At 54.1% G+C, this 24,376-nt stretch carries 21 protein-coding genes; 9 read left to right on the top strand and 12 right to left on the bottom strand.

Annotation, left to right across the window (positions count from 1 at the left end; genetic code table 11):
- Positions 1-19 precede the first annotated feature (19 nt).
- The 6 genes from hemE (at position 20) to QZJ86_RS19175 (ending at position 6,089) form a co-directional block, all read left to right on the top strand.
- Positions 20-1,084, top strand: coding sequence for a uroporphyrinogen decarboxylase (gene hemE / locus QZJ86_RS19200; protein ID WP_301672119.1), 1,065 nt, complete (start codon positions 20-22; stop codon positions 1,082-1,084).
- A gap of 4 nt (positions 1,085-1,088) precedes the next feature.
- Positions 1,089-1,508, top strand: coding sequence for a secondary thiamine-phosphate synthase enzyme YjbQ (locus QZJ86_RS19195; protein WP_301672117.1), 420 nt, complete (start codon positions 1,089-1,091; stop codon positions 1,506-1,508).
- 10 nt (positions 1,509-1,518) lie between these two features.
- On the top strand, positions 1,519-1,980 hold the full coding sequence (locus tag QZJ86_RS19190) for a DUF411 domain-containing protein (RefSeq protein ID WP_301672116.1): 462 nt from the start codon (positions 1,519-1,521) through the stop codon (positions 1,978-1,980).
- A 231-nt stretch (positions 1,981-2,211) separates the two neighbouring features.
- Positions 2,212-3,213: an NAD-dependent epimerase/dehydratase family protein gene (locus QZJ86_RS19185; RefSeq protein ID WP_301672114.1), complete on the top strand. Its 1,002-nt coding sequence runs from the start codon at positions 2,212-2,214 to the stop codon at positions 3,211-3,213.
- Positions 3,214-3,219: 6 nt separating this feature from the next.
- Positions 3,220-4,251, top strand: a complete 1,032-nt coding sequence (locus QZJ86_RS19180; RefSeq protein WP_301672112.1) for an MraY family glycosyltransferase — start codon at positions 3,220-3,222, stop codon at positions 4,249-4,251.
- Positions 4,252-4,298: 47 nt separating this feature from the next.
- The gene (locus tag QZJ86_RS19175; protein WP_301672111.1) at positions 4,299-6,089 is read left to right on the top strand and encodes a polysaccharide biosynthesis protein; all 1,791 of its coding nucleotides are present in this window, start codon (positions 4,299-4,301) and stop codon (positions 6,087-6,089) included.
- Here QZJ86_RS19175 and QZJ86_RS19170 read toward each other — a convergent pair.
- From QZJ86_RS19170 to QZJ86_RS19145, 6 genes are all read right to left on the bottom strand, one after another.
- Positions 6,071-6,808: a class I SAM-dependent methyltransferase gene (locus tag QZJ86_RS19170; protein WP_301672110.1), complete on the bottom strand. Its 738-nt coding sequence runs from the start codon at positions 6,806-6,808 to the stop codon at positions 6,071-6,073. The genes QZJ86_RS19175 and QZJ86_RS19170 overlap by 19 nt on opposite strands.
- A gap of 36 nt (positions 6,809-6,844) precedes the next feature.
- On the bottom strand, positions 6,845-7,807 hold the full coding sequence (gene motB, locus QZJ86_RS19165; protein ID WP_301672109.1) for a flagellar motor protein MotB: 963 nt from the start codon (positions 7,805-7,807) through the stop codon (positions 6,845-6,847).
- A gap of 6 nt (positions 7,808-7,813) precedes the next feature.
- Complete coding sequence (gene motA, locus QZJ86_RS19160; RefSeq protein ID WP_301672108.1) at positions 7,814-8,662, bottom strand: flagellar motor stator protein MotA; 849 nt, start codon at positions 8,660-8,662, stop codon at positions 7,814-7,816.
- Positions 8,663-8,736: 74 nt separating this feature from the next.
- Complete coding sequence (locus QZJ86_RS19155; RefSeq protein ID WP_301672107.1) at positions 8,737-11,418, bottom strand: MMPL family transporter; 2,682 nt, start codon at positions 11,416-11,418, stop codon at positions 8,737-8,739.
- Positions 11,419-11,420: 2 nt separating this feature from the next.
- Positions 11,421-12,404 (bottom strand): calcium/sodium antiporter, encoded by a 984-nt coding sequence (locus tag QZJ86_RS19150; RefSeq protein ID WP_301672106.1) that lies wholly within the window; start codon positions 12,402-12,404, stop codon positions 11,421-11,423.
- A 63-nt stretch (positions 12,405-12,467) separates the two neighbouring features.
- Positions 12,468-13,295, bottom strand: a complete 828-nt coding sequence (locus QZJ86_RS19145) for an undecaprenyl-diphosphate phosphatase (protein ID WP_301672105.1) — start codon at positions 13,293-13,295, stop codon at positions 12,468-12,470.
- A gap of 319 nt (positions 13,296-13,614) precedes the next feature.
- Between QZJ86_RS19145 and QZJ86_RS19140 the strand changes: the two genes are divergently transcribed.
- The 3 genes from QZJ86_RS19140 to QZJ86_RS19130 all read left to right on the top strand — a co-directional run bounded on the left by QZJ86_RS19140 (position 13,615) and on the right by QZJ86_RS19130 (position 16,781).
- The gene (locus QZJ86_RS19140) at positions 13,615-15,201 is read left to right on the top strand and encodes a bifunctional aminoglycoside phosphotransferase/ATP-binding protein (RefSeq protein ID WP_301672104.1); all 1,587 of its coding nucleotides are present in this window, start codon (positions 13,615-13,617) and stop codon (positions 15,199-15,201) included.
- Positions 15,198-16,184 carry a zinc-dependent alcohol dehydrogenase family protein gene (locus QZJ86_RS19135; protein WP_301672103.1) on the top strand — a complete coding sequence of 329 codons (987 nt, stop codon included), beginning with the start codon at positions 15,198-15,200 and terminating at the stop codon, positions 16,182-16,184. Before QZJ86_RS19140 ends, QZJ86_RS19135 begins: the two co-directional genes overlap by 4 nt.
- 162 nt (positions 16,185-16,346) lie before the next feature.
- Complete coding sequence (locus QZJ86_RS19130; protein ID WP_301672102.1) at positions 16,347-16,781, top strand: hypothetical protein; 435 nt, start codon at positions 16,347-16,349, stop codon at positions 16,779-16,781.
- A 208-nt stretch (positions 16,782-16,989) separates the two neighbouring features.
- Here QZJ86_RS19130 and QZJ86_RS19125 read toward each other — a convergent pair whose 3' ends face one another.
- From QZJ86_RS19125 to QZJ86_RS19100, 6 genes are all read right to left on the bottom strand, one after another.
- The gene (locus QZJ86_RS19125; protein ID WP_301672101.1) at positions 16,990-19,197 is read right to left on the bottom strand and encodes a TonB-dependent receptor; all 2,208 of its coding nucleotides are present in this window, start codon (positions 19,195-19,197) and stop codon (positions 16,990-16,992) included.
- A gap of 105 nt (positions 19,198-19,302) precedes the next feature.
- The gene (locus QZJ86_RS19120; protein ID WP_301672100.1) at positions 19,303-20,757 is read right to left on the bottom strand and encodes a HupE/UreJ family protein; all 1,455 of its coding nucleotides are present in this window, start codon (positions 20,755-20,757) and stop codon (positions 19,303-19,305) included.
- A 157-nt stretch (positions 20,758-20,914) separates the two neighbouring features.
- Positions 20,915-21,997 (bottom strand): HupE/UreJ family protein, encoded by a 1,083-nt coding sequence (locus QZJ86_RS19115; protein WP_301672099.1) that lies wholly within the window; start codon positions 21,995-21,997, stop codon positions 20,915-20,917.
- 57 nt (positions 21,998-22,054) lie between these two features.
- The gene (locus QZJ86_RS19110) at positions 22,055-22,702 is read right to left on the bottom strand and encodes a hypothetical protein (RefSeq protein ID WP_301672098.1); all 648 of its coding nucleotides are present in this window, start codon (positions 22,700-22,702) and stop codon (positions 22,055-22,057) included.
- 27 nt (positions 22,703-22,729) lie between these two features.
- Positions 22,730-23,107 (bottom strand): copper resistance CopC family protein, encoded by a 378-nt coding sequence (locus QZJ86_RS19105; protein ID WP_301672097.1) that lies wholly within the window; start codon positions 23,105-23,107, stop codon positions 22,730-22,732.
- Between the two features lie 23 nt (positions 23,108-23,130).
- Complete coding sequence (locus tag QZJ86_RS19100) at positions 23,131-24,357, bottom strand: sialidase family protein (RefSeq protein ID WP_301672096.1); 1,227 nt, start codon at positions 24,355-24,357, stop codon at positions 23,131-23,133.
- Between the last annotated feature and the right edge of the window lie 19 nt (positions 24,358-24,376).

The following is a 24,376-nucleotide window of genomic DNA, read 5'->3' as shown; positions in this document are numbered from 1 at the left end:
ACCCACCTAACTGAAACGAATGACTAACTTACAAAACGACTTATTCTTAAAAGCCTTGTTAAGACAGCCCGTCGAGCGCACCCCAGTCTGGATGATGCGCCAAGCCGGGCGTTATCTGCCCGAATATCGCGAAGTACGTGCCAAGGCCGGCAGTTTCATGCAGCTCTGTACCAATCCGGAACTGGCTTGCGAAGTGACCTTGCAACCCGTAGACCGATTCGGCTTCGATGCGGCGATTCTGTTTTCCGACATCCTGACCATTCCCGACGCGATGGGTTTGGGCTTGTCGTTTGCCGAGGGCGAGGGTCCGCAATTCGCGCATCCGGTCAGAACCGCCGCCGACATCGCCAGGCTACCGATTCCCGATCCGGAAACCGAATTACGCTATGTGATCGATGCGGTGCGTTTGATCAAAACCAATCTGCATGGCCGAGTGCCGTTGATCGGCTTTTCCGGCAGCCCGTGGACACTGGCTACCTACATGGTGGAAGGTAAAAGTAGCAAAAGCTTTCAAAAAGTTAAAAGCCTGATGTTCGAACAGCCGCAACTGTTGCATCAAATGCTGGATAAACTGGCGCAATCGGTCGCATCTTATCTGAATGCGCAAATCGCCGCCGGTGCCGATGCGGTGATGGTCTTCGATACCTGGGGCGGCATACTTAGCCATGATGATTACCTGGAGTTTTCCTTGCGTTATGCGCGGCAAGTGCGCGAGTTGCTGAACACTCGGCACGACGGCCGGCAGATTCCGACCATTCTATTCACCAAGGGCGGCGGATTGTGGCTGGAAGCAATGGCCGACGCCGGCTACGAGGCGCTGGGCCTGGACTGGCAAACCGACATCGGCCAAGCCCGCGCCCGAGTCGGCGACCGGGTGGCTTTGCAAGGCAATATGGACCCGATCACGCTCTATGCGCAACCCGAAGTGATACGCGAAAAAGTTGGCAAGGTACTACATGGTTTCGGTGCCGGCTCGGGACATGTATTCAACCTGGGACACGGTATTTTGCCGGATATTAATCCGGAACACGTCAAGGCGATGGTCGATGCGGTACGGGAATTGAGTCCGCAATATCACGAATGAATCGATGTGGGTCCAAAAGCGCATCCAACTGCCTGCTAAACCGCGTGGCTTTCATCTGATAAGCCGCGAGATTATCGCTCAGCTGCCCGAACTCGACAGCATTGAAATCGGCCTGGCGCATCTGTTTTTACAACACACCTCGGCATCGCTAGCCATCAATGAGAACGCCGATGCCGATGTGCGCCGCGACCTGGAAAGCTATTTTTCCCGATTGGTCGCGGAAAATGAACCATATTACCGGCATACGTTCGAAGGACCGGACGACATGCCGGCCCATATTAAGACTGTTATGCTGGGCAGTTCGCTGACTATTCCGATCAGCGACGGCCAGCTGGCGCTGGGAGTCTGGCAAGGCGTCTATCTATGCGAGCATCGCAATCACGCGGGCAGTCGCACTATCATCGTTACGTTACACGGCGAATAAAGAGGTGTTTATGAAATCGTTGCAATTAATGGGCCTGTTGCTGTGTGCCAGCTTCAGCCTGGAGCTGGCCGCAGAAGAAACCGGCAAACCGATGGAAATGACCGTTTACCGCAGCCCAACTTGCGGCTGTTGCGGCAAGTGGCTGGAACATGCCAAGCAAAGCGGCTTTAAGATCAACGATGTGATTAGCGAGGACATGGATGCCATCAAAGCCCGCTTTGGTATCCCCGAGAAATTGGCCTCCTGCCATACTGCCGTGGTAGACGGCTACGTTGTCGAAGGCCATGTGCCGGCCGCCGACATTCAAAAATTATTGCAAAGTAAGGCAAAAGTCGCCGGCATCGCCGCGCCCGGCATGCCGATGGGCAGCCCTGGCATGGAAATGGGCGGTCAACAGGACGCGTATAAAGTGGTTTCCTTCGATAAAGAGGGCAAGTTTGAGGTGTTTGCCAGCCATGGCAATGCCAATTAAAGCCGACTGATTTATAGGTCGGAGGTTATTGGCTCGGGAGCGGTTTTATCCGGTCCTGAGCCAAGCAACGCCGAAAAGCGTTTCGCTCGGCATCACCGCCGCCAACAGGCAAGGACCTCCTGCCCACTAAGCTAAATCAATGCCGGACAGCCATTTTCCTGTCACTCTGCCTGAAATCGTTTTATTTCAAATATTTTCAGATGGCGGCTTTATAATCGTCCGCATTTTTGAATGCGGTTCATCAATCCCTCTCCATTAAAAGACATCGAGAATATGTTAACGCAGGGAAGCCAAGTCCTCGTCAGCGGTGCCAGCGGTTTTATCGGCGCCGAGCTTTGCTTGGCCTTGCGGAACCGGGGATGCGCGGTCAGAACGACCGGCCGCTCCGATGGCGCCAGCATAGTCTTGGATATGGCTAAGCCCGACACTTATCCGCCAGCCCTGTGCGCTGGAATCGAGGTGGTGTTCCATCTGGCCGGCAAGGCCCACGCCTTGGCGGAAAACAGGCAGGATGAATCGGAATATCGGCAAATCAACGCCGAAGGCACGCGTAAATTACTGGAAGCCGCTCGCGATGCCGGGGTAAAAGTTTTTGTATTTTTCAGCAGCGTTAAAGCGGTCGGCGCTAGCGGCCGGCCACCACAGGACGAAACTGTTATCGAACCAGCCAACGACCCGTATGGCGCATCCAAGTACGATGCCGAACAACTGGTCTTGCACGGCGGCTATGTGCCTCATCCGGTCGTGTTGCGGCCCAGCATGGTCTACGGCAATACCGAGAAAGGCAATTTGCCGCGCATGATCAGGGCCGTGCGTCGAGGTTTTTTCCCACCGTTACCGGAATTGGCAAACCGGCGGTCGATGGTGCATGTCAAAGATCTAGTAGCTGCGGCAATGCTAGCCGCGGAAAAATCCTCGGCGGCCGGCCAAATCTACATCGTCACCGATAGCCATGACTATTCCACCCGACAGATTTTCGATCAGATCAGAGCGGAGCTGGGCAGGCCGCGCATCGATTGGTCAGTGCCGATGCCGTTATTAAATGCCTTGGCCAAATTGGGCGACGGTTTCGGCCGGCTGCTGGGAAGGCGAATGCCGATCGACAGCGACAGCCTGAAAAAATTAACCGATTCGGCCTGGTATTCGTCTGATAAAATCTGCCGCGAGCTGGGCTTTCGGCCCCGACATACGCTTTCCGAAGCCCTGCCTGACATTATTCGCTTTCTCAGTTAATCCAGCGTGCTACTGCTTTTCACCGTTATTTTGCTGCTTGCCGTCATTCTGACCGGTCTGATTCGCCGCTACGCCTTAAACAACAAGGTGCTGGACATCCCCAATCATCGTAGTTCGCACAGCGTTCCGACTCCGCGCGGCGGCGGACTGGCGATCGTGCTGGCGTTTTGCGCCGCCACACTTTGGCTGTTTTTCAATCGTCAATTAGCCGGCACCACGCTCGCCCTATTCGCTTCCACGTTATTGGTAGCCGCCATCGGTTTTTGCGACGACCACGGCGAGGTCGCCGCCCGCTGGCGATTTTTCACGCATTTGCTGGCGGCAGCCGTCGCGCTACTATTGATGAACGGTATACCGCTTTTGTTGATACCGGCGCCTTTCGACGCCATGCTCGGCCGGCTGACCTTGAATCCGGGCTGGCTGGCTTATCCGCTCGGCATTTTGTTTTTAGTCTGGACCTTAAACCTGTTCAATTTCATGGACGGCACCGACGGCATAGCGGCCTCGGAAGCGCTGTTCGTTTCCTCGGCCTTGGCCGCTTATCTGTTTTATATCGATCGATCCTTGTGTACTATCGCCTTGAGCCTGGCTGCGGCTTGCGGCGGTTTTGTAATCTGGAATTGGCCGAAAGCTAAGATTTTCATGGGCGATGTCGGTAGCGGCTTTCTCGGCTTGCTGCTGGGCATATTGATTTTGCTGGCAGCCCAACAAGCGGCTGTGTTGTTGTATTGCGGCTTGATTTTATTTGGCGTGTTCGTGGTGGATGCCAGCTATACGCTAAGTTACCGGTTGTTCAGCGGCCAAAAATGGTATGCCGCGCATTGCTCGCACACCTATCAGCTCGCCGCCAAACGTTATGGTCATCTTGCGGTATTGCTGACTTGTTGGGTGATCAATCTGGGCTGGCTATTGCCGCTGTCGTTGTGGATATTCATCCATCCCAGCCATGCGCTGGCCGGCCTGGTGCTAGCCTACCTGCCGTTAATTTATCTGGCTTACCGGTTCAAGGCCGGCCACACCGAGTTTATTGTTCCGTGACCTTACGATTTCGCTCCCGCACTACCATTCTTCTGCACGACTTGTGCATGATCCCGCTGGCCTGGTTCGGCGCGTATTGGCTACGCTTTAATCTGCATGAAATTCCCGATGAATTTTTTTATTCGGCCTTGTTATTTTTACCGTTTGTTATCGCCATCCAAGTCAGTTTGTTTTGGACGTTTGGTTTATATCGCGGCGTTTGGCGGTTTTCCTCGCTGCCTGATCTGATCCGGATCGGCAAAGCCGTGTTCACCGGTATCTTCATTATTGCCGCCAGTCTATTTTTATACGACCGGTTACACGGTGTACCGCGTTCGGTGGTCCCGCTTTATGTATTGATCCTGTTTTCCCTGTTGAGTATACCGCGCCTGGTGTACCGCTTCTGGAAGGAGCGAGTATTTGTCGAGCGTATTGGCCGGCGCGCACTGATTATCGGCGCGGGTTCTGCGGGTGAAATGCTGGTCAGGGATTTATTGGCGAACATAGACAGCGGTTACATCCCGGTGATTTTTGCGGACGACAATCACGGCAAATTCAAGCGCGAAATTCGCGGTATCCGTGTCGCCGGCAATGTCGAGCAAATACCGGCATTGGTCGAGCAATGGGATATCGAAACAGTGCTGATCGCGGTGCCGTCCGCCAGCGACAGCCAAATGCGCCGTATCGTGGAAATCTGCGAAGGCTGTAATATCGACTTTCAAACGCTGCCCTCGGTTAAGGAACTGCTGAGCGGCGCGGTCACCAAAGCCAACCTCAGAAGCGTTTCCATTGAAGATATTCTGGGCCGGGCGCCGGTCAAGCTGGACTGGCAAGGTATCAAGGCCCATTTGCATGACAAGACGATTCTAGTCACCGGCGGCGGCGGTTCGATAGGCTCCGAACTATGCAAACAGCTCGCCCGTGCCCAACCGCGCAAATTGATTGTGTTTGATCAATGCGAATTCAATTTGTACAAAATCGATGCGGATTTGACCCGCTTGTTCCCGAACTTATCACATCAAGCGGTGCTAGGCGATGTCGCCGACCCGATTGCGGTGCAACATTTAATCGCCGGGCAGCAACCGGAAATCGTGTTTCACGCCGCTGCTTATAAGCACGTACCTTTGCTGGAAGGTCAGATTCGCGAGGCGGTGCATAACAATCTGATCGGTACTAAAATCCTGGCCGAAACCGCAATCGCCGCTGGCGTGGCGCGCTTCGTATTGATTTCCACCGACAAGGCCGTCAATCCGACCAATGTGATGGGGGCGACCAAGCGCGCGGCGGAAATTCTCTGCCAAAACCTGGATCAGACCAGCGTCACTCGCTTTACCACGGTACGTTTCGGCAACGTTCTGGATTCGGCCGGCAGCGTGGTGCCGTTGTTTCGAGAACAAATCAAAGCCGGCGGCCCGGTCACCGTCACCCATCCGGAGATTACTCGCTACTTTATGACCATCCCGGAAGCCTGCCAGTTGATCATGCAAGCGGAAACCATAGGTCAAGGCGGGGAGGTATTCGTGCTGGACATGGGCGAGCCGGTGAAGATTACTTATCTGGCCGAACAAATGATTCGCCTGAGCGGCAAATTGCCCAATAAAGATATTCAGATCAGCTTTGTCGGTCTACGGCCCGGCGAAAAACTGTATGAAGAGTTGTTTCACGATCAGGAGCAATTGATGGCCACCAGCCATGAAAAATTGCGTTTGGCCAAGGCCCGACTCTATGACTCGGTGGAATGGGCTAAACAGATCGAAAATTTGCAGGCCGCCTGCGGGCAACAAGATAGCCAGCAGCTATTGGCGGGATTGAAACTGCTGGTGCCCGAATTCGACAACGGTCAAGGCGCTATCCGATAGCAGTACAGCTTGGTCTTACGGCTATCCGCCAGATCCAATACCGACTCGGGGTTACCTTCCGGAATCGGAAACGAGGACGACACAAACAAGCTGCCCCCCCGCATTTCCCGACGAATCTTCGCGCCGACCCTCGCCATGACCAAGGGGGATAAAAAGGCAAACACCACATCGAATTGTCCCAAATCGAGATCCCAGAAACTGGCGAGTTTGGCACGGACATTCGGGTGGCGACGGCAACGACAAGCTGAAAATAGCCACGGCAGCGGTGCGCGTTCCAAGGCCAGGATGCGCACATCCGGGCAAGCAGTCGCCAATGGCGCGACTATGGTACCGAGGCCGGCGCCGATATCGGCAAAAGAGCGGGCCTGTTCGCGTCGAACGATGGCTATCAGCGCCTCGCTGACGGCGTTGGAGGATAAAAATAAAGGCACGTCGCCTTTGACCGTCCCCCAAAATACCAGGACCAATCCCAGCAATCCCAGCAGATACCAGCCAGCAGGCAAATGAAATGTCTGGCTCAGCAACACTGCCGGCATGAACAGCAAATGCATGGGCAGCCACCAGAGCGGTTGGCCGATCCAACGCGAAAATAACCCTGCCAATAGAGCCTGCAAGATCACGGCTGGCCAAGGCGTGATCGGCGCCGGTGCCCATAAACGAAGTGCCAACACTACGGCCAAAGCCAATAGCTGACAGAGCAGAGCCTTGACTAAACGCATTGCGGAATGGGCAAGATGGCCGCAGGTATCAGTCGCTTACTGCCCAGTCCCGGAAATTTTAGTATTTTGCTGTATCGTGGGCGAGATAGGCGGAAGACTCGGGGTTGCAGTGCTGCCGTCATTGGGTTTGTCTTCCGCGCCCTCGTGTAATACCTGATTCTCGGTTTTTTTATTCATCACGATAATCGAAATCCGCCGATTCATCGGATCGTCCGGGCTTTGCTTATTATAGGGAATACTGGAGGCCAGACCGACCACGCGCAGCACTTTTGCTTCGCTGAGCCCGCCCAAGGTCAGCTCGCGGCGCGCCACGTTGGCCCGGTCGCTGGATAATTCCCAGTTGGAATAACCGGTCCGGTTACTTGGAAACGGTAAGGAGTCGGTATGGCCGTTGATACTGAGTTTATTCGGCAGTTCGTTGATGACCGGTGCCAGTTCCCGGAGGATGGCCTGCGCATAAGTTTCGATCCCGGAACTGGCCAGTTTGAACATCGGCCGGTTTTGTGCATCGATAATCTGGATTTTCAAGCCTTCCGGCGTGGTTTCCAGCTTGATCTGGTCTTTGTATTCAGCCAGCTTGGCGTTGGCGTCGAGCATCGATTCAATTTTTTCCTGAAGTTGTTCCAACTTCAGTTTTTCCTGTTCCTCGGCCAGTTTTTCGATGTCTTCCGGCGTCTGTTCGGCAGGCGGTGTTTCGCCTTGATGAACCTGGCCTTCGTCTTGAGACTTCAGGTCGGTGCCGCCGCCCTGGATGATACTGACTCTGTCGCCGGTACCCTCGCCGCCGCCAGGCGTGATCGAGACCCCGAACGGATTTTGAAAATATTCGGAAATACCTTTTTTGGTTTTTTCATCGGTGGAACTGAGCAACCACATCAACAAAAAGAACGCCATCATCGCGGTCACGAAGTCGGCATAAGCGATTTTCCAGGCGCCGCCATGATGACCGTGCCCGGCCTTCTTTTTGATCTTCTTGATGATTATCGGTTGTTCGGCCATCTCTGATTATCCTTTAGCGGCCTTCAACTGTTCCTCCAACTCGGTAAAGCCGGGGCGGATATGATGCGGAATCGTGGTCCGCATGAATTCAACCGTCATCACCGGCGAGGTGCCTTTGGCGCAATTCAGCAAGCCTTTCTGCGCGCAGCGGTAGGAACCGGCTTCTTCTTCCAGTCTATCCTCCATCACCGCCGCCACCGGCGCGACGAAGCCGTAGGACACCAGAATACCCAAGAAAGTACCGACCAACGCCGCAGCAATCAATTTACCCAGCTCCGCCGGCGGAATACCCACCGACTCCATGGTATGCACCACCCCCATCACCGCCGCGACGATACCGAATGCCGGCATACCGTCGGCAATCCGCTGTACTGCCTTGATCGGTGCGTGGCCTTCTTCATGATGCACTTCGATCTCGGCATCCATGATGTCTTCCAATTGGTTGACATCGACGCCGGTCAGGATCAAACGCAACTTGTCGCAGATAAATTCCATCAAATGGTGATCTTGGACGATTTTTTCACCGAAAATGGCGCTGCCTTCCGGATCATCGACGACTTTTTCCAGCGACAACAAACCTTCCTTACGCGCCTTCTGGCTCAAGGCGTTAAAACTCATCAATAATTCCAGGTAATAATCCTTGGTGTAACGGCTGCTTTTCAGGGTGCCGATGCCGCCGGCAATCGAAGCCTTGATCGTGTTCATCGAGTTACTGGCGGCAAACGAACCGAGGGCAGCACCCATGATGATGACAAACTCGACGGGCTGCATCAGTACGCCCAAATGTCCGCCGGCCATCAGGAAGCCGCCCAACACGGCGCCCAAAATGACTACATAACCAATGATCACAAACATGGTTGCCCCTTAAAGCTAAAAGGTGATGTTAGAAATTCAAATATGGGCGGATTGTCGCATTTATTAAGGCTGGATCAAATGCTTGTCACGACATGCGGCTGGTCCGTCTTTTTTAAAACCAGCTTGCTGATGGCCGGCAGCACTACGAAGGTGCAGGTCATGATCCAAAAAATGCCGATGGTGATCACCAAGCCCATGCTGGAGATGCCTTGGTGAGGCGAAAAAGCCAGGCCGACGAAGCTGGAAATGGTGGTCAAAGCGCCATAGAACATGCCGCGCGCGGTACTGGACTGGTAAATATTTTGCTCTTCCGACAAGGAATGATGCAGTTTTTCGACCATGTGTATGCCGTTATCGACACCCAGCCCCATCAATAATGGCAGCGCGATGATATTGGCAAAATTGATCGGCGTGCCGGTAAATACTGTGGTCGCCATCGTGAACAAACCGGCCAGTACCAAGGGTGTCATCACCAACAAGGTGTCGACTATGCTGCGGCGGATGAACATCAACAGCAGCGCAATCGCCACCAGCGCGATGATAATCGCTTCCTGAAACGCGCCGATCACGGCTTTCATCGATTCCCAATACATCACCGGCAAATCGGTGGCGTCCGGCGCGACTGCTTGCACATCGGTAATAAAGGTTTGTAAATTGCCGAGATCGTTCAGGTCTTCCTTGGGAAAAATCTGGATGCGATACAGGCCGTCCTTGCTCAACCAACGCTCCCTGATTTCCGCCGGGATGCTGTCAGGCACGATTTCCTCGGCATGAAAGCCGATCAGCAACTGGTTCATCACCGTCGGCAAGGTGCCGAGCAAGGAGGTCTGAATTTTCTCGATGAACACGCCGCGGTCGGGTTGCAATCTAGCCTCCAATTCCAGCATCACGTCCTGCAATTCCTGCTTAAAGGTTTGCAAGGATTTGATATCGGCGGGATTGGTTTTTTTCGGCAGATTATTGTCGATCGCGGCGATCATCCGTTTGATTGCCGGCAGTGGGTCGGTGCCGGTTTTTAGCTGTGGGAAAAATTGGCTTTGCGGACCTAGCGTCAGTACCATGTCATCGATGATGCCCAGCTTGGATTCTTGATCGTCCGGCACGAAATCGAACAGGCTGACCGTTTTATCGACGGTTTTTAGCCCCTTCAGCTTCTGTTGCACAGCCTTGGCTTCGGCTGCGTCCTTGGCCAAAACCGTCAAAGTCATCGGTGACGTATCTCGCTCCTTCATCAAATCCTTGAAAGCGACCACCGATTCGGTATGCGGGTCGCGCAGATTCAGTGGATTGAAATCGGTTTGTACCTGAAACACGAAATACACCGCCACCAGCGCGCCCAGCAGTGTCAGCAATGAAATCGGCTTGGCGTAATGCAGGGTAAAGTGCGCCAGCACTAACGAGAACCTGGACGCGCCGGGCTGCTCGCCATGTAGATTATGTACCGGCGGATTCGGTAATATCTTCAGTAACACCGGCAGCACGGTCAAGGTGACGAACAAACAGATGAACAAGCTGGTGCCGGCCAGCAAGCCCAATTCCGAAATACCTTGGTAATCGGTGGGAATGAAGGCGTACAAACCGATCGAGGTGGTACCGGCACACAAAATCAGCGACGGGCTGGTCGCCAGCAAAGCCGAACGGATTGCCTTGCCTTTATTGTTGCCGTATTGATCCAGATTGTCGCGATAGCGCAGACAAAAATGGATGGCGTATTCAACACCTAAGCCGATGTTGGAGACCGCAAACGCCACCGAAATCAGGTTTAGCTGCTTCACTGCCAGCGAAGCGAACAAGCCGCAAAACACCATGCCCAGCGCCAACGTAAACAAGGTCGCCAACATCAACAACCAGGAACGGTAGGCGATCAGCAAGATGCCGCACACCAGCACGATGGAGAAAATACTGGCGGTAAACGTGCCTTCGCTCATGCCGGCCATTTCGTCGTGCTCCAGACCGACTTCGCCGGTAATCCACACTTTGACCGTCGGCAGATTCGGATCCTGGATCTTGTGGGTAGCCTGGCGAATGATGTTAATCGCCGGTTCCACCGGTAAAATCTGGCTGTAATCGAACTTGGGCGTGACGAAAATAAAGGCCTTATCCGATTGCTCCTCGCTGATCTTGTTTTCCGCGATCAGTTTTTGCCAGGACAGCAGATCGGTTTCGCCGTTCAGCGTCTTGTGCAGGGAGTTGCTGACCTTGTCGATCAGCGACATCAGGTCGATGGGCACTTCCTCGGTCTTGGTTTCGGCGTTCAACGCGTCCTCGAAAATCGAGAAGAAACCGTTCAGGCTGGGATCCTGGGAGATTCGACCGATGAAGGGCTGAGCTTGCGCCAGCGTCACCGAGAAATCCTGGAGCTTGTCGGAATCCAGGTACAGCAAACCGTTACGCTGAAAAAAGGCGTTTTCGTCTGGCCGGTAGACCTTGGTGAAATGTTCGGTATCGGCTCTCAGTTCCCGACTCAGCCGTTGGGCGGCGGCCTTGGTCAATTCCGGACTGGTCGATTCGACCACCAGCAACAAGGTATGCACTTCCTGGCCGAACTGTTGCTCGAATTTGCGGCGGTTTTGTTGAAACGGCGCGTCTGGCGCGATCAATTCGGCGGTATCGGTGTTGACGGTGAGATGATTGCCGGTGTATTGAACCGCTAGATAAGCCAGTATGACCGAGGCTATCAAGACCAGGGCCGGTGAATACAGTAACCAGTTTCCCCAGCGATAGGCAATATTACCCAAACGTTTTTCCAACGACATGCTCAAGCGCTCACTACGGTGTTAATCAAATATAAGGTATAGCCGGCATAGACGGTCAGCAATATGCCGCCTTCGACCCGGTTGATCCGGCCTTGCCCGCGCTTGCCGGCATAGCCCAATGCAAATAACGATGCGGTCAACAGCGCCATCAGCGGCCAGTCGCGATTGACGATTTCCAGCGGAATCGACATCGGATGAATCACGCCAGCCAAGCCGACCACCGCCAGGGTATTGAACAAATTGGAACCGATGATATTGCCCAGCGCCAGGTCATGTTCGCCTTTGCGGGCGGCGGCGATCGACGAAGCCAATTCCGGCAGCGAAGTGCCGATGGCGACGATGGTCAAGCCGATCACCAAATCGCTGACGCCTAAGTCCTGGGCAACCGATACCGCGCCCCATACCAGTAGCCGTGAGCTGACGACCAACAATAGCAAGCCGCTAATCAACCAAATGATGGCCTGAGAGAAGGACATCTCGTGCTCTTCCAGTTCGTCCGCTTCCTCTTTGCCCAAGGAATCGGTTCTTTCGGCTTTCTGGTTTAGACCCTGGCGTATCATCCAGGTCATCACGCCGACGAACACGATCAACTCCAGCGCCGCATCGGTCCGCGACAATTCGCCGTCGTATAATTGGCCTAGCGAAAACACGGTCACCGCAAACAACACCGGCAGCTCTTTTTTGACGATTTGCGAATGCACCACAATCGGACTGATTAATGCCACCGCGCCGAGGATCAGGGCGATATTGGTGATATTCGAGCCGTACGCATTACCCAGCGCAATCCCCGGATTGCCTTGCCAGGCCGACAGCGCCGAAACGGTCAATTCAGGCGCGGAAGTACCGAAACCGATCACCACCATGCCGATCAACAACGGCGACATCCCCAGAAACCGCGCTATCGCGGCAGCGCCTTCGACAAAAATATCGGCACTCCAGACCAACACGATCAGACCGATGACTATCATCAACAGTGGCAAAGCCATAACTTACCCTTCAATTTTAAAGATCAAAAAAATCAATATACCACCGCCTATCGATGGCTAGCGTCAATCCACGGTCCAATGCACCAGCCCGCTATAGGCGGTCGCGAGCACCACGACGCCGAACAGAATCCGGTACCAGGCGAAGATAATGAAATCGTGGTGGCTGATATAGCGCAACAAGCCTTTCACGGCCAGCAGAGCGCTGATGAACGCGGCAATCAGGCCAACGGCGAAAGACAGCGCGTCGCTTTCGACTTGTAATAAGTCACGATGCTTGTACAAATCGTAAGCGCTGGCGACCACCAGCGTCGGAATCGCTAAAAAAAACGAAAATTCGGTGGCGGCCTTGCGCGACAATCCAAATAGCAAGCCGCCGATGATCGTCGAGCCGGAGCGGGACATACCGGGAATCAGCGCAAAAGCCTGGGCGATACCCAGCTTGAGCGCATCGAGCGCCGACAAATCGTCCACGTTTTCGACCCGGATTTTATGCTCGCGCTTTTCGGCCCAGATGATGATGAAAGCCCCGACGATAAATGCCAGCGCCACCGGCACCGGTTTGAACAGGGCCGCCTTCAGAAATTTGCCGAACAACAGGCCCAGCGTCGCCAACGGCATAAAGGCTATCGCCAGATTCAACATAAATTTTTGCGCCTGCCTGTCGCTGGTCAGCCCGCTCAGTACCGAGCCGATTTTGGCCCGATATTCCCAACAAATCGCCAGAATCGCGCCGACTTGAATCACAATGGTAAACAGCTTGGCTTTGTCGTCGTTAAAATTCAGCAGGTCGCCCGCCAGAATCAAATGACCAGTACTGGAAATCGGCAAAAATTCCGTTAAGCCTTCTACAACGCCGAGAATCAGGGATTTGAGGATCAGGGTAATGTCCATTATTTGTCAGGCTCCGTACTGTTCAGGTACCAGGGTCGAAATCAGTGTGTCGATGAGGTGGATGTAAACGAATCTAAATGGGCGGGTCTATGGAAAAGCCATATGAGCGGGGCGGGATTATAGTCGAAATCTCAATTATTACGTAACTTTACGCTGTAAGGTGCCGCTAATCCTGGCCTTTATTCGCCATCGACGCGGCGATCGTTTTGCCGAACCGGGCTTTGCATAGCAGTGGCCGATCTGCCAGAATCACCGGCATTGGCTGCTCATCAAGATCGAGACTATCCCGCCGCACATCGTCATGGAAAGGTATCAGATCATGCCAAACGCATACCCGCCGTTGATAGCCGCACTTTGCGATCCTGCTCGTTACCCGCATCCAGTCAAGCGGGTTGTCGTGCTGGAAACCCATATCTCCTGGGTACTGTTGGCCGGCCGTTATGCTTATAAGATCAAGAAGCCGGTCAATCTGGGTTTTTTGGATTTCAGTCCGCTCAGCCAGCGACATTTTTACTGTCAGGAAGAAATTCGCCTGAACCGGCGGCTGGCGCCCAATATTTATCTTAATGTCGTCGCGATTGGCGGCAGCGCGGCGCAACCCATGTTCGATACCGAACCGGCTATCGAATATGCGGTGAAAATGCGGCGTTTCGCGTCCGGCAAGCTGCTAGAGACCTTGCTGATGCAAGGGCGAATCAAGCCCGAACACATCGACAGCCTGGCCGAGACAGTCGCCCGCTTTCATGCCGGTTTAACGCCGGCCGCTGCCGATTCGAGCCATGGCACACCGGCAAACATTTGCGCACCGGCCCAACAAAACTTCCAGCAATTGCATGAACTATTGGAAGAGGAAGATTCAACGCGCCTAAAGCAACTGCAAGGCCGTTGCCGGCGCGAATATCTGGCTTGCGAAGATTTATTTGAACAACGCCATCGCAGCGGCTTTATCCGCGAATGCCATGGCGACCTGCATCTGGGCAATATCGTCTTGCTGGGCAATAAACCCGTGGCATTCGACGGTATCGAGTTTTCCGACGAATTACGCTGGATAGACACGATCAACGATGCGGCTTTTTTAATCATGGATTTGCTGTATCGCGACCGCGCCGACTTGGCTTACCGCTTCCTGAACCGCTACCTGGAAACCAACGGCGACTATGCCGGCCTGGGCGTATTACGCTTTTATCTGAGTTACCGCGCCACGGTGCGCGCCAAAATCGCCGGCTTCCGTCTGACGCAAACCGGTGCCGATTCGGCAAGACAAGAATGCCGCCGCTATTTAGGCTTGGCCCATGCCAGCCTAAACCACCGTAAGCCGGCGCTGATTATTACCCATGGCTTGCCCGGTTGCGGTAAAAGCATGGTTTCGCAAATGCTGTTGGAAAAATACCAATTGATACGTTTGCGCTCGGACGTGGAGCGTAAACGCTTGTTCGGACTCGGCGCGCGGCAAAATAGCAACTCGGCCATCGACGGCGGTATTTATGTCCCGCAAGCCAGCCAGCAAACCTATCAACATCTGCTGCAACTGGCCCGCATGCTGCTTGCATACGACTTTCCGGTCATCGTCGACGCCGCATTTCTGAAACAGGACCAACGCCGGCCGTTTCAAGCTCTGGCGCGGGACATGGGCGTGTCTTTTGCGATTTTGTCGATCCAGGCATCGGAGGAATTGCTGCGGCAGCGTATCCGGCAACGGCAACAGCTTGACGGGGATGCGTCGGAAGCCGATCTGGCCGTGCTCGATCAAGCGATCGCTAGCCAGGAAGCCTTACAAGCCGACGAACGGGGCGATATGCTGGAATTACGCAACGACGCCGTCGGCCTGGACTTTAACGATCGGCAAACGCTCTGGCGTAGCCTGGAGCAACTTTTAAATCATATCGAGACGAGACAGGAACCATGAAAGCCATGTTATTGGATAAGCCAGGAAGCCCGTTGCGACTTGCCGACCGAGCACTGCCGGTCTGCAACGATAATCAAGTGTTATTGAAAGTCCGCGCCTGTGGGGTGTGCCGCACCGATCTGCATATCGTCGATGGCGAACTGAATGCGCCTAAACTGCCCTTGATTCCGGGTCATGAGATCGTCGGCGTGGTGGTCGACAAAGGCAAAAACGTCGATCGCTATACGATCGGTCAACGTTTGGGTGTGCCCTGGTTGGGGCATACTTGTGGCCTTTGCGGATACTGTCAAAGCGGCCGGGAAAATCTGTGCGACACTCCCGGCTTTACCGGTTACACCTTGGACGGCGGCTATGCCGAATATGCGGTCGCCGACCAAAATTATTGTTTCCTGCTGCCTGATGATTATTCGGATGCCGAGGCGGCGCCGTTGCTTTGCGCCGGATTGATAGGCTACCGGGCGTTGGTAGCCGCTGGCGACGCCAAAGTCGTCGGTATCTACGGTTTCGGCGCGGCGGCCCACATCATTGCCCAGGTCGCGCGCTGGCAAGGACGCACCGTATTTGCGTTTACCAGACCCGGCGACAGCGCCGGCCAACAATTTGCATTGCAATTGGGCGTCGATTGGGCCGGCGACTCGTCGCAGGCGCCGCCGCAAGCCATGGAGGCGGCGATTTTGTTTGCGCCGGTCGGTGCGTTGGTGCCGGAAGCGCTGCGGCATATCGTCAAGGGCGGCACCGTGGTCTGTGCCGGTATTCATATGAGCGATATTCCGTCTTTTCCTTATTCGATATTGTGGGGTGAGCGCACCGTGCGCTCAATAGCCAATTTGACCCGCGAGGACGGCGAGGCTTTTTTGGCGATCGCGGCGCGCACCCGAATCATCACCCATGTGCAGACCTTTCCGTTAAGCGACGCCAATCTGGCATTGGCAAACTTAAAAAATGGCCAACTGCAAGGCGCGGCGGTTTTATTGTTGGACTAAGGCGGACGTCGTCAACAAGCCGTTGCAAAAACGCGCTCTTGGACATTACCGAATTCAGGGTAAATTAGCTTTAGAGGGATGAATTTCCTCCCCTCCTTGATCTTTGTTAGAATCGCGGTTGATCTATAAAGAATTACCCTAATAAATACCACCATTTGAGCCATGAATAAAAAGAAAATTATAATATTCGCCCTCTGCTTGGCAGCCCTGCTTGCCATCCAGATTAAGTTCTTCCTGCCTTTCATGTATGACATTGCCGCTTCGGATTTATTTTTAGTGGAAAGCAAGGACGCGGCAAACCCAATGTCTATCAGCACCGATATGACTGCGCTGGCATTCGCCCATTGCAATACCTACATCAAAAACAACGCCGACGAAGATCAAAGCTTTTCTTTCCCTACCCAAGCGACCAACGCCTGGACCCTTGGCAACTACGAATACATCGTTAATGCCGATGTTGAAATCAGCAGCAAAGACAGCCCTAGCGCGGTGCGTCATTATGCTTGCCGGATACAATACAGCAAGGGCGACGACACCTCGGGCGTGAACGATTTCGATAACTGGAATATCGAGGGCGTAGGCGGCTTGACCGACTAGTCTTGTGAATTAAGCGCGGCGTGTTCCGCGTCAGGATAAGCCCTCAATATGCAAATATTGGGGGCTTTTTTGTGGGATCAACGGCATGCCAAGACGCCTGTTTTGACGTACGGTTATTTTCTAGTTTCGCCAAATTAAGTGTCATGAGCACTTAATTTTCCCGCTTACGCGGGAGTTTAAGCGCGAATGACAATTTTATAGACACCCTTTAAAAATTAATGGTCACCGTGCCGCGAACCATTCTAGGCTCGATCGGGTGTTTCAGAATGCCGGTGGCGGTGCTGACGCCGTTAGGGTAGGCAGACTCATAGGCATAGGCGATGTCGTTGCTTTCCGATCCCAATAGGTTGAAAACATCGATTTCCAGTTTGTATTGCTTCTTTTTGATACCGGCGCCGAGATTGACGATATTGGTATCGCCGGCCCAAAAAGTACCGGATTCATCGAGCGGCACATGGCCGAAATGCCGGAAACGCAGTGTGCCGAACAAGCCGGTGCCGGTGGGATCTTCGACCGTAATGCCGGTGCTGATGACTCGGCCGACTGAGTTAGGGATGAAGTTGTCGGTTTCGTTGGCATGCGTGTCCGCATAGCGCGCCGTGGTGATCGCGTAGTCGGCATCCAGGGTCAACCAATCGGTCGGTTTATAGTAGTTGGTCCATTCGATGCCGTAGCGGTCGGATGCGCCGTTGATTTCAGTGGTGCCGGCATCGCCGACGAACACCAGTTCCTGGCTGGATTTAAGCCACCATGCCGCCACGGTGGTGTTCAAGCCGGGAATGAAGTTACTCCGTACTCCAACCTCCGCACCGCGAGACCAGGCCGCCGGAGAGATCGTCGAGGAAGTGGCATCCAAGAACTGGCCATCGGTCGGATTACGCCGTATCGTGGTGCCGCGGGCGTCGTTGGAATGGTAGCCGTAGCCGGCATTTAGGAAATATTCGGTGTCGTACCAGGGGCCGATCACCAGACTGAACTTAGGGCTAACCATGACCTTGCCGCGGCTACCGGAGTTGGCGGCGTTGACGGAAGTATCGTGCTGGATATTGTCGCGCACCCGCACGTCGTTGTTGATGAAATCGCCGCGCAAGCCGGCGATGGTGCGGACTTTTTCGTGCCAATGCGTATGGTTTTTAAAATAGGTGCCGATGGTCGTCGCGCCGACATCGCTTTTGCTGACAGTATCGAGAATTTGTCTGGCATTGGTTTGGTAGAGTCCCAAATCCATGATCTGGTCGTGGCGCAATTGCACGCCTACCGTGTTATCCATTTCAAAGCCGAATAGCTTGTTGTAGCGGGTGTGGTCGAAATTTCCGCCGACCTGCACCCTGCGCTCGGATTGCAGGATCTGGTCGGACGGGTATGTCCTCATGTCGCCGTCCGGGTTGCATTCGCCGACAAACGGCTGATTGCATGGGTTGTCAGCGCTCAATACATGGCCGCTGAAATTGGAGTACAAATTCAGATCGGTATACAGCGCGTAGATATTGGCATCGTTTTTCCAGTTTTTGCCGGTCTGCCAGAAATTGCCGGATAAGCTATAGCGATTGGTTGCGCCGCCGTCGGTGGGGTCCATCGAGCCATATAAACCGAGCGAACCATTATCGAGTGCATACTGCGGAATCTGGTTAGTCGCGGTCCAACTGTTGCTATAGGCCTTGCCATTGATCGACATCCCCCAGTCGTGTTGATCCAGGGTGTACTTCAACATGCCATTAAACTTTTTCGAATCTTCCGGCACTTGCCAGACGCCGTTGTAGAGATTGAACTCGGCCGCATACAACAAATCGCCATCGCCGAGCTTGGTGGAATTGGCGGCCAAGGTACGGTAGTAGTCGAATTCGCCGGCAGTAAATTTGACGATGCCATCCGTCAACTTGTCCATCGTGGTCATCTTGGCATAGCCGGCAGCGGCAAAGTCGCCCACTTCCGCATAATACGGACCTTTGCCGTACTCGACCTTTTTCACCAGTTCCGGGATGATGCTGTTAATGTCCATATAGCCCTGGCCATGGGCATGGGTAGTCATGTTCATCGGGATGCCGTCGACATAGGTCGTGAAGTCGGTGCCATGATCCAGATTGAAGCCGCGCAAAAAATACTGGTTGGCTTTACCTGAGCCGCTGTGCTGCGTGGCTACCGCGCCGGGCACGACCTCGATTAGTTCGCCGTTACGCGACAGCGGCCGGTACTCGAATTGCTTCTGGCTAACCTCGCCTTGCGAAGCGGTTTCGGCGAGGCCGATCAAGTCTTTACCGCGGCCGTCCTCTTCTACCTCCACTGTTTCAAGCTCTTCCGGCTTATTCGGATCGACGGAATGGGCTTGCGCCCACGAATAGCTCAAGCCTAGTGCGATACCTAAACCGATGGTTAAAGGCGTGAGCATGAATTTTTTGTTTTTGTCGGGTGCTCGCATGATTCCTCCTGTTGCAAAAGTGTTTGTGTTAAAAATTCTTCATTCGTGGTGCTTAGTCTGTCGTCTCTGACCGCGATACTGATTTTCGGGTAGCGGCTTAATTTTTTACCCATAGGCTGCGTTCCAAATCTTGCCAGCGAATACGGTTCTGCAGTTGTTCATCTGGCCTAAATTGTCTTGGCCATTAGTGTTGACTGAGCTGGTCGAAAGTTGATCGACCTGCTTGGGCGGGGGGATGATTAACGGGCGATTTATTAACGCTGCCGGGTAAAGCGTTGTATCTACAGCGCGGTTGCCAACCAGGCTACGGCTAGCTTTTGAACCGGTTGTGGCGTTGAAACTTTGGATATGGCCTTCGCGGAAAGCGCCGTGATAGGCACAGTCTTTATGGGCTTCGAAACAGAATTTGTCAGAATCGAATTTGGCGACGGACGGTTGAAGATTGGGCTCTTCAACAGCAGGAATCGGGGTGTTGCGGAGATTTGGAGCAGCTTGCGGGGCTAAAACATGGGGGTATAAAGCCGGCGGCGAAGTCAGGCCGACGCCATTGCTGAGCAGTTGTCTGCCGGGTGTATGGTTAATATCGGGATAATAATGGTTAAAGTCCAAACCGCTATGGCTTGGGTCGTCCGGATTGAATGAACATCTGTCCAGGCCACTGTCCAATTCGTGCAAAGCGGCTGGTTTTAAAGTCAGCACATAGCCGCGGTCATCCGCTTTAATTTCCGTACTGTCGTTTTCCACACTATCGGCGCGAGGACTAGCAATTTTGCCGCTTGTGGCCGAACCATGCCCAGTCCCGACACCCCGCCTGGCAAATTCCTCGACAGGCGATATCTTCGCCGTACCTACAAATCCTGTCTGATTCGTTGCTATCCAAAAAGGCGCGGTGTCGCCGAATCCCGTGTCTTCGACAAGCGCAGCCGTTTTTATTTTGTCATGAGCAAGCGATTCGGCGTTTTTGGCCAGAGCCGCGCTGGAAAACATCAGCGTCAACAAGCAGGTGATGCCGAATACCACCAGCTTGGCCACCAAGATGCCGGCACCATGCAACAGCAGCGTGGCCAGCATAAAACCTAGCGTATAAGAAATCAGACTGGCCGAGGTGGAAATTTCCTGGCCGTGGGCGAAACCGTGGAAAAACGCGAAAAATGCCACGATCAATACGTTGATCTGGGCGCTGAAGCGGACTTTACGGGTAATCAATACGCTGAAAACCGCGCAGGACAACAGGATAATGCCTTCCACGCTGGGAATGGCCAAACCGGCCGCACCGGCCAGGCCGCCCAAACTCATCACGCCGACAAAGGCCAACGGCAACATCCAAATCGCCTGTCCGCGCAACTGCGCGGCCCAAATGCCCACCGCCAGCATGGTCACCAAATGATCCCAGCCGGTCAGGGGATGGCTAAAGCCGTTACTCCAGCCGATGCTGTCGAAATCAACGATTTGATTGCCCAAAAACGCCAGCAACAACGCGAACGGCAAACCAAAGGACAGCAATAGCCTGCCAGGGCGGCGTCCTGAATCGGATTGTTTGCTTAGGCGATTGAGTTGCATCAATGGTTTTAAGGGGCAATCAAGAAGAATGTTGCGATGTTAATGTTGGCGAGTATAAATCGAGAATCAATTAAGCGAAAGATGATGCTGGCTTTTTGCATGAATTGGTGACCAATTCAACGTCAATTTCTAAACTTCCGGCGCTACGGGTTGAGCATTACAACAATGTGCGCTCCAACAGCCAATAAGTGCCCATCAAGGCCACCATTGCCGAACAGCTTTTCAGGAATTTCTCAGCTATCGCCGGTTTGCTGTTCAACCACCAAATCAGCGGCAACACAATCGAGGCCACAGCGATCTGGCCGGTTTCGATGCCGAGATTGAAGGACAGTAAGGGTAGCAGGATGCCGGTGTCACCGGAACTGATGTCCATCTCCCGCAGCACGCTGGCGAAGCCGAAACCGTGGATCAGGCCAAAGCCGAAGGTCAACCATTGCCGGCCCTTGGGATGGTCACCGCGAATCAGGTTCTCGACGCTGACATAAACGATGGTTGCGGCGATAAAGGGTTCGACGAAGCTGCTGGGCAGCTCGAATAAATCAAGACCGGCCAGAGCCAAGGTAATCGAATGAGCGATCGTGAAAAAGGTGATGATCTTGATCGCTGGCCAGAAGCTGTGAGTGACCGCCAACAGCGCGAACAGGAACAGCAAATGGTCGTAGCCGGTGACGATGTGCTCGATGCCCAGTTTCAAAAAATCTAAGAAAGCCGTTAAGCCGGAATGGCTTTCCGCCGAGGTATTGCCGGCCAGCGCCACTTGTAATTGATCGTCGGCCTTGCCCAGCATCTTTTCGCTCAGCGTTTTGCCGACGGCATCGTGTACCGTGACATATTGCTGATGACCGTCCGGCAACCAGGCCAGCAGCTTGGATTGCAATAACAATTGTTTGTGCGGCACGGCCTGGAAGCCGAACTCGACATGAGCATTGTTCTGCTCGTCGTAGTTAACGATTCCTGGCGCTGTAGCAGCCACATCAACGCCATCGATATCAACCCGCAACTGCTCGGCCAGCATTTTGGCGATCTCCGGCTTGGCGGCTTCGCGTTCGGCTGCACTGACTTCCGCGTCCAGATCGCTGTCCATCGGCGCAAAAGCTTCGATGTCCTGCAATGCAAAGGTCAGTTTTGCGACGACTTGATCGGCCTTGATCGCTACGTCGATCGAGCTAAGGCCGGGGGCGTGCGCAACTGCCAAGCCCGATTGCAGCAGCAAGCCTGCCAGAAATAAATATGTTCTCAAGTTCGCCAGCCTATGCGTTTTTCGCGTCCCGCTCATTACTAATATTCCCCGTTGTTATCAGGCCGTCGCTTTGGACTTGCGTTTATGTAAATAAATTAAAAAGCCTAGAACGACTAAAACCAACGCGACGACACCGCCAATTGCGATCAGCGGCAGATCTGCGCCATTTGGTTCGACGCCGACTTCCAGCGCCACCCGAAACTTGTCGTCTTCTTCCATCGCTTCGCCGATTAATAAATACAACACGTAATCGCCGGTTTTATCGACATCGGCTTGCGCTTCTACTGCGCCTTTCGGATAAAGCTTGGAAGGAATTTCGGTGACGGTGCGGATTTCGCGAATGTCATCAGGCGCTTTTTGACCGGTTTTTTCCACTTCCACCAGACGGATGCCGATCGGTGTGGTGCGAATGTCGCGGTCGATCAAATCGGCCGTGAAAAACATCTTGCCGGCTCTAGGGATTTTCTGACAGAACGGCACGAAAGCGGCTTTCGGGTCGACATTCTTATCGTCCTTGGAGGGCTGCAAATAGGCGCTGAAATGCACCGCGTAAAAATCGTTGGCGATGATGCAATCCAGGTCGGGACGGTTACCCAGCGCGTTGGATTGCTTGGCGCCGAAGCCAAGCTTGTCGCAACCGCTCAACAAAAAGACGCAGGCCAGGAACCCGGCTATCAAAAAAGCGGGAAGTCGCTGAATATTCATAGAATTAAGCCAAGTGAAGAATGCAGATTAAGGTTTGATGGTAAATTCGAATTTGCCGGTGACGATATGGGTATCCTCGGAGACCACCCGATAGCGGATGGTATAAGTGCCGGGTGCCAGCGTTGGCACCGTGGCGTAGATATTCGCGCCGTTGGTCAGACTTTGCGCGACATCGCGATTATCCACGCGCTTGCCGGTGCTGTCGATTACCGCTAAGGCTTTGTATTCGCTGCGTACTGCGTCGTTAAACCATAGGTCGATCTGCTTGGGCGATTCGGTGACGGTTTCGTCCTTGGCCGGCTGCGATTTCACCAGAATGGCATGGGCGAATGCCGAGACCGGGCAGAGCAGCGCGACGGCCAACAAGCTGGTTTTTATTGTTTTTGTTATCTCTAACTTGAGCATGACAACCTCTTAAATTATTAACATCATTGTAAAACCGCCGCCGACCATTGTTTGCCGTCCCCGGTTTGTTGCAACCACATTGCCAGCAGGCCGGCCGGGGTGGCAACGATACGCGGAAAGGTCGCGGAGCCAGCCGACGACAATGGCTTGGCGACCGACCAGCTACCGCCATTGTCGGCGGATTCGGCGATAAATACCTTGGAGCCATCAGCTCCCAGTGCGTCCCACACCGCCGCCAAGCGATCGGCGCCGGCCGCTATATCCGAATGAAACGCGGCGGCACCTTCACCCAGCCGTTGCGGCGCCGTCCAGCTCTTGCCGCTATCGGCGGATTGCATATGATACAGCCCCACCTGATTTTCCGCGCCGGTCCATACCAAACTATGTAAAGAACCGTCGCCGGCGATACTCAGGCCGCCGCCATTATGTGGGCAACCGTCGAAGCTCCAATTGAACATGCCGACCGTGTTAATCCGTTGCCAAACGGAGCCGCCGTCGGCCGATTGCGCCAAGGCCATGTCGCGCGGCGTCATATCCCGGTACAACAGATTCAGCGTGCCGTCGGCGCCCAGCGCCAGCCGGTTCCAGCAGCACGAGCAACTGGAGTCATCAATGGTTTGCGCCAATTCCCAGTGCTGGCCGACATCGCTGCTACGGGCATAACGTACGCCCTGATAACCGTTTTCGTCTCTATCGTCCAGCCACACCGCATGAAAGCGGCCTTCGGTATCGGCCAATAGCTCGTGATGCGATTGATCTGCATCGCTGCCGGTCGGCTTGGCACCTTGCTGCCAGGTTTTGCCGGCATCGTTCGAATACACCGTCAGCAACGGCCCCATGCCCGGTAATTCGCCGGTAGTTTGCCAGACCACCATTAATTTGTCGCCGGCGGCGGCGATTTGAATGTCGTTGCCGATTTTCGACTCGACAGGCTGATTGAACTGTTGGTTCAGTGCGAAGGGTTGAGACCAATGCAAGCCGCCGTCTTCCGAATGCAGATAGCCGATATAAGGCTGTTTGCCGGTAACGGGCATCGCGACAAACGCCGCATGTACGGTCTGCCGGTCGACATAGACGTCGAAACTAATTAAATTTTGTAATGCCAGCGCCTTGGCGTCGATAGGATTGACGGCGGTGGTACGCAAGGCCGTCCCGGCCGCTACAGGATTGGAGGCTTGTTCGTCACAGCCGGTTAGTGCCAGGGCGGCGGCCAGGCAATAGCCCAAAATGGAGGCCTTGAACTTCGGCATGGGAGGTACGACTCAATCA

Source organism: Methylomonas montana (genome assembly GCF_030490285.1).
Taxonomy (GTDB): Bacteria; Pseudomonadota; Gammaproteobacteria; order Methylococcales; family Methylomonadaceae; genus Methylomonas; species Methylomonas montana.
This window is presented reverse-complemented; position numbering and strand designations above follow the sequence as displayed.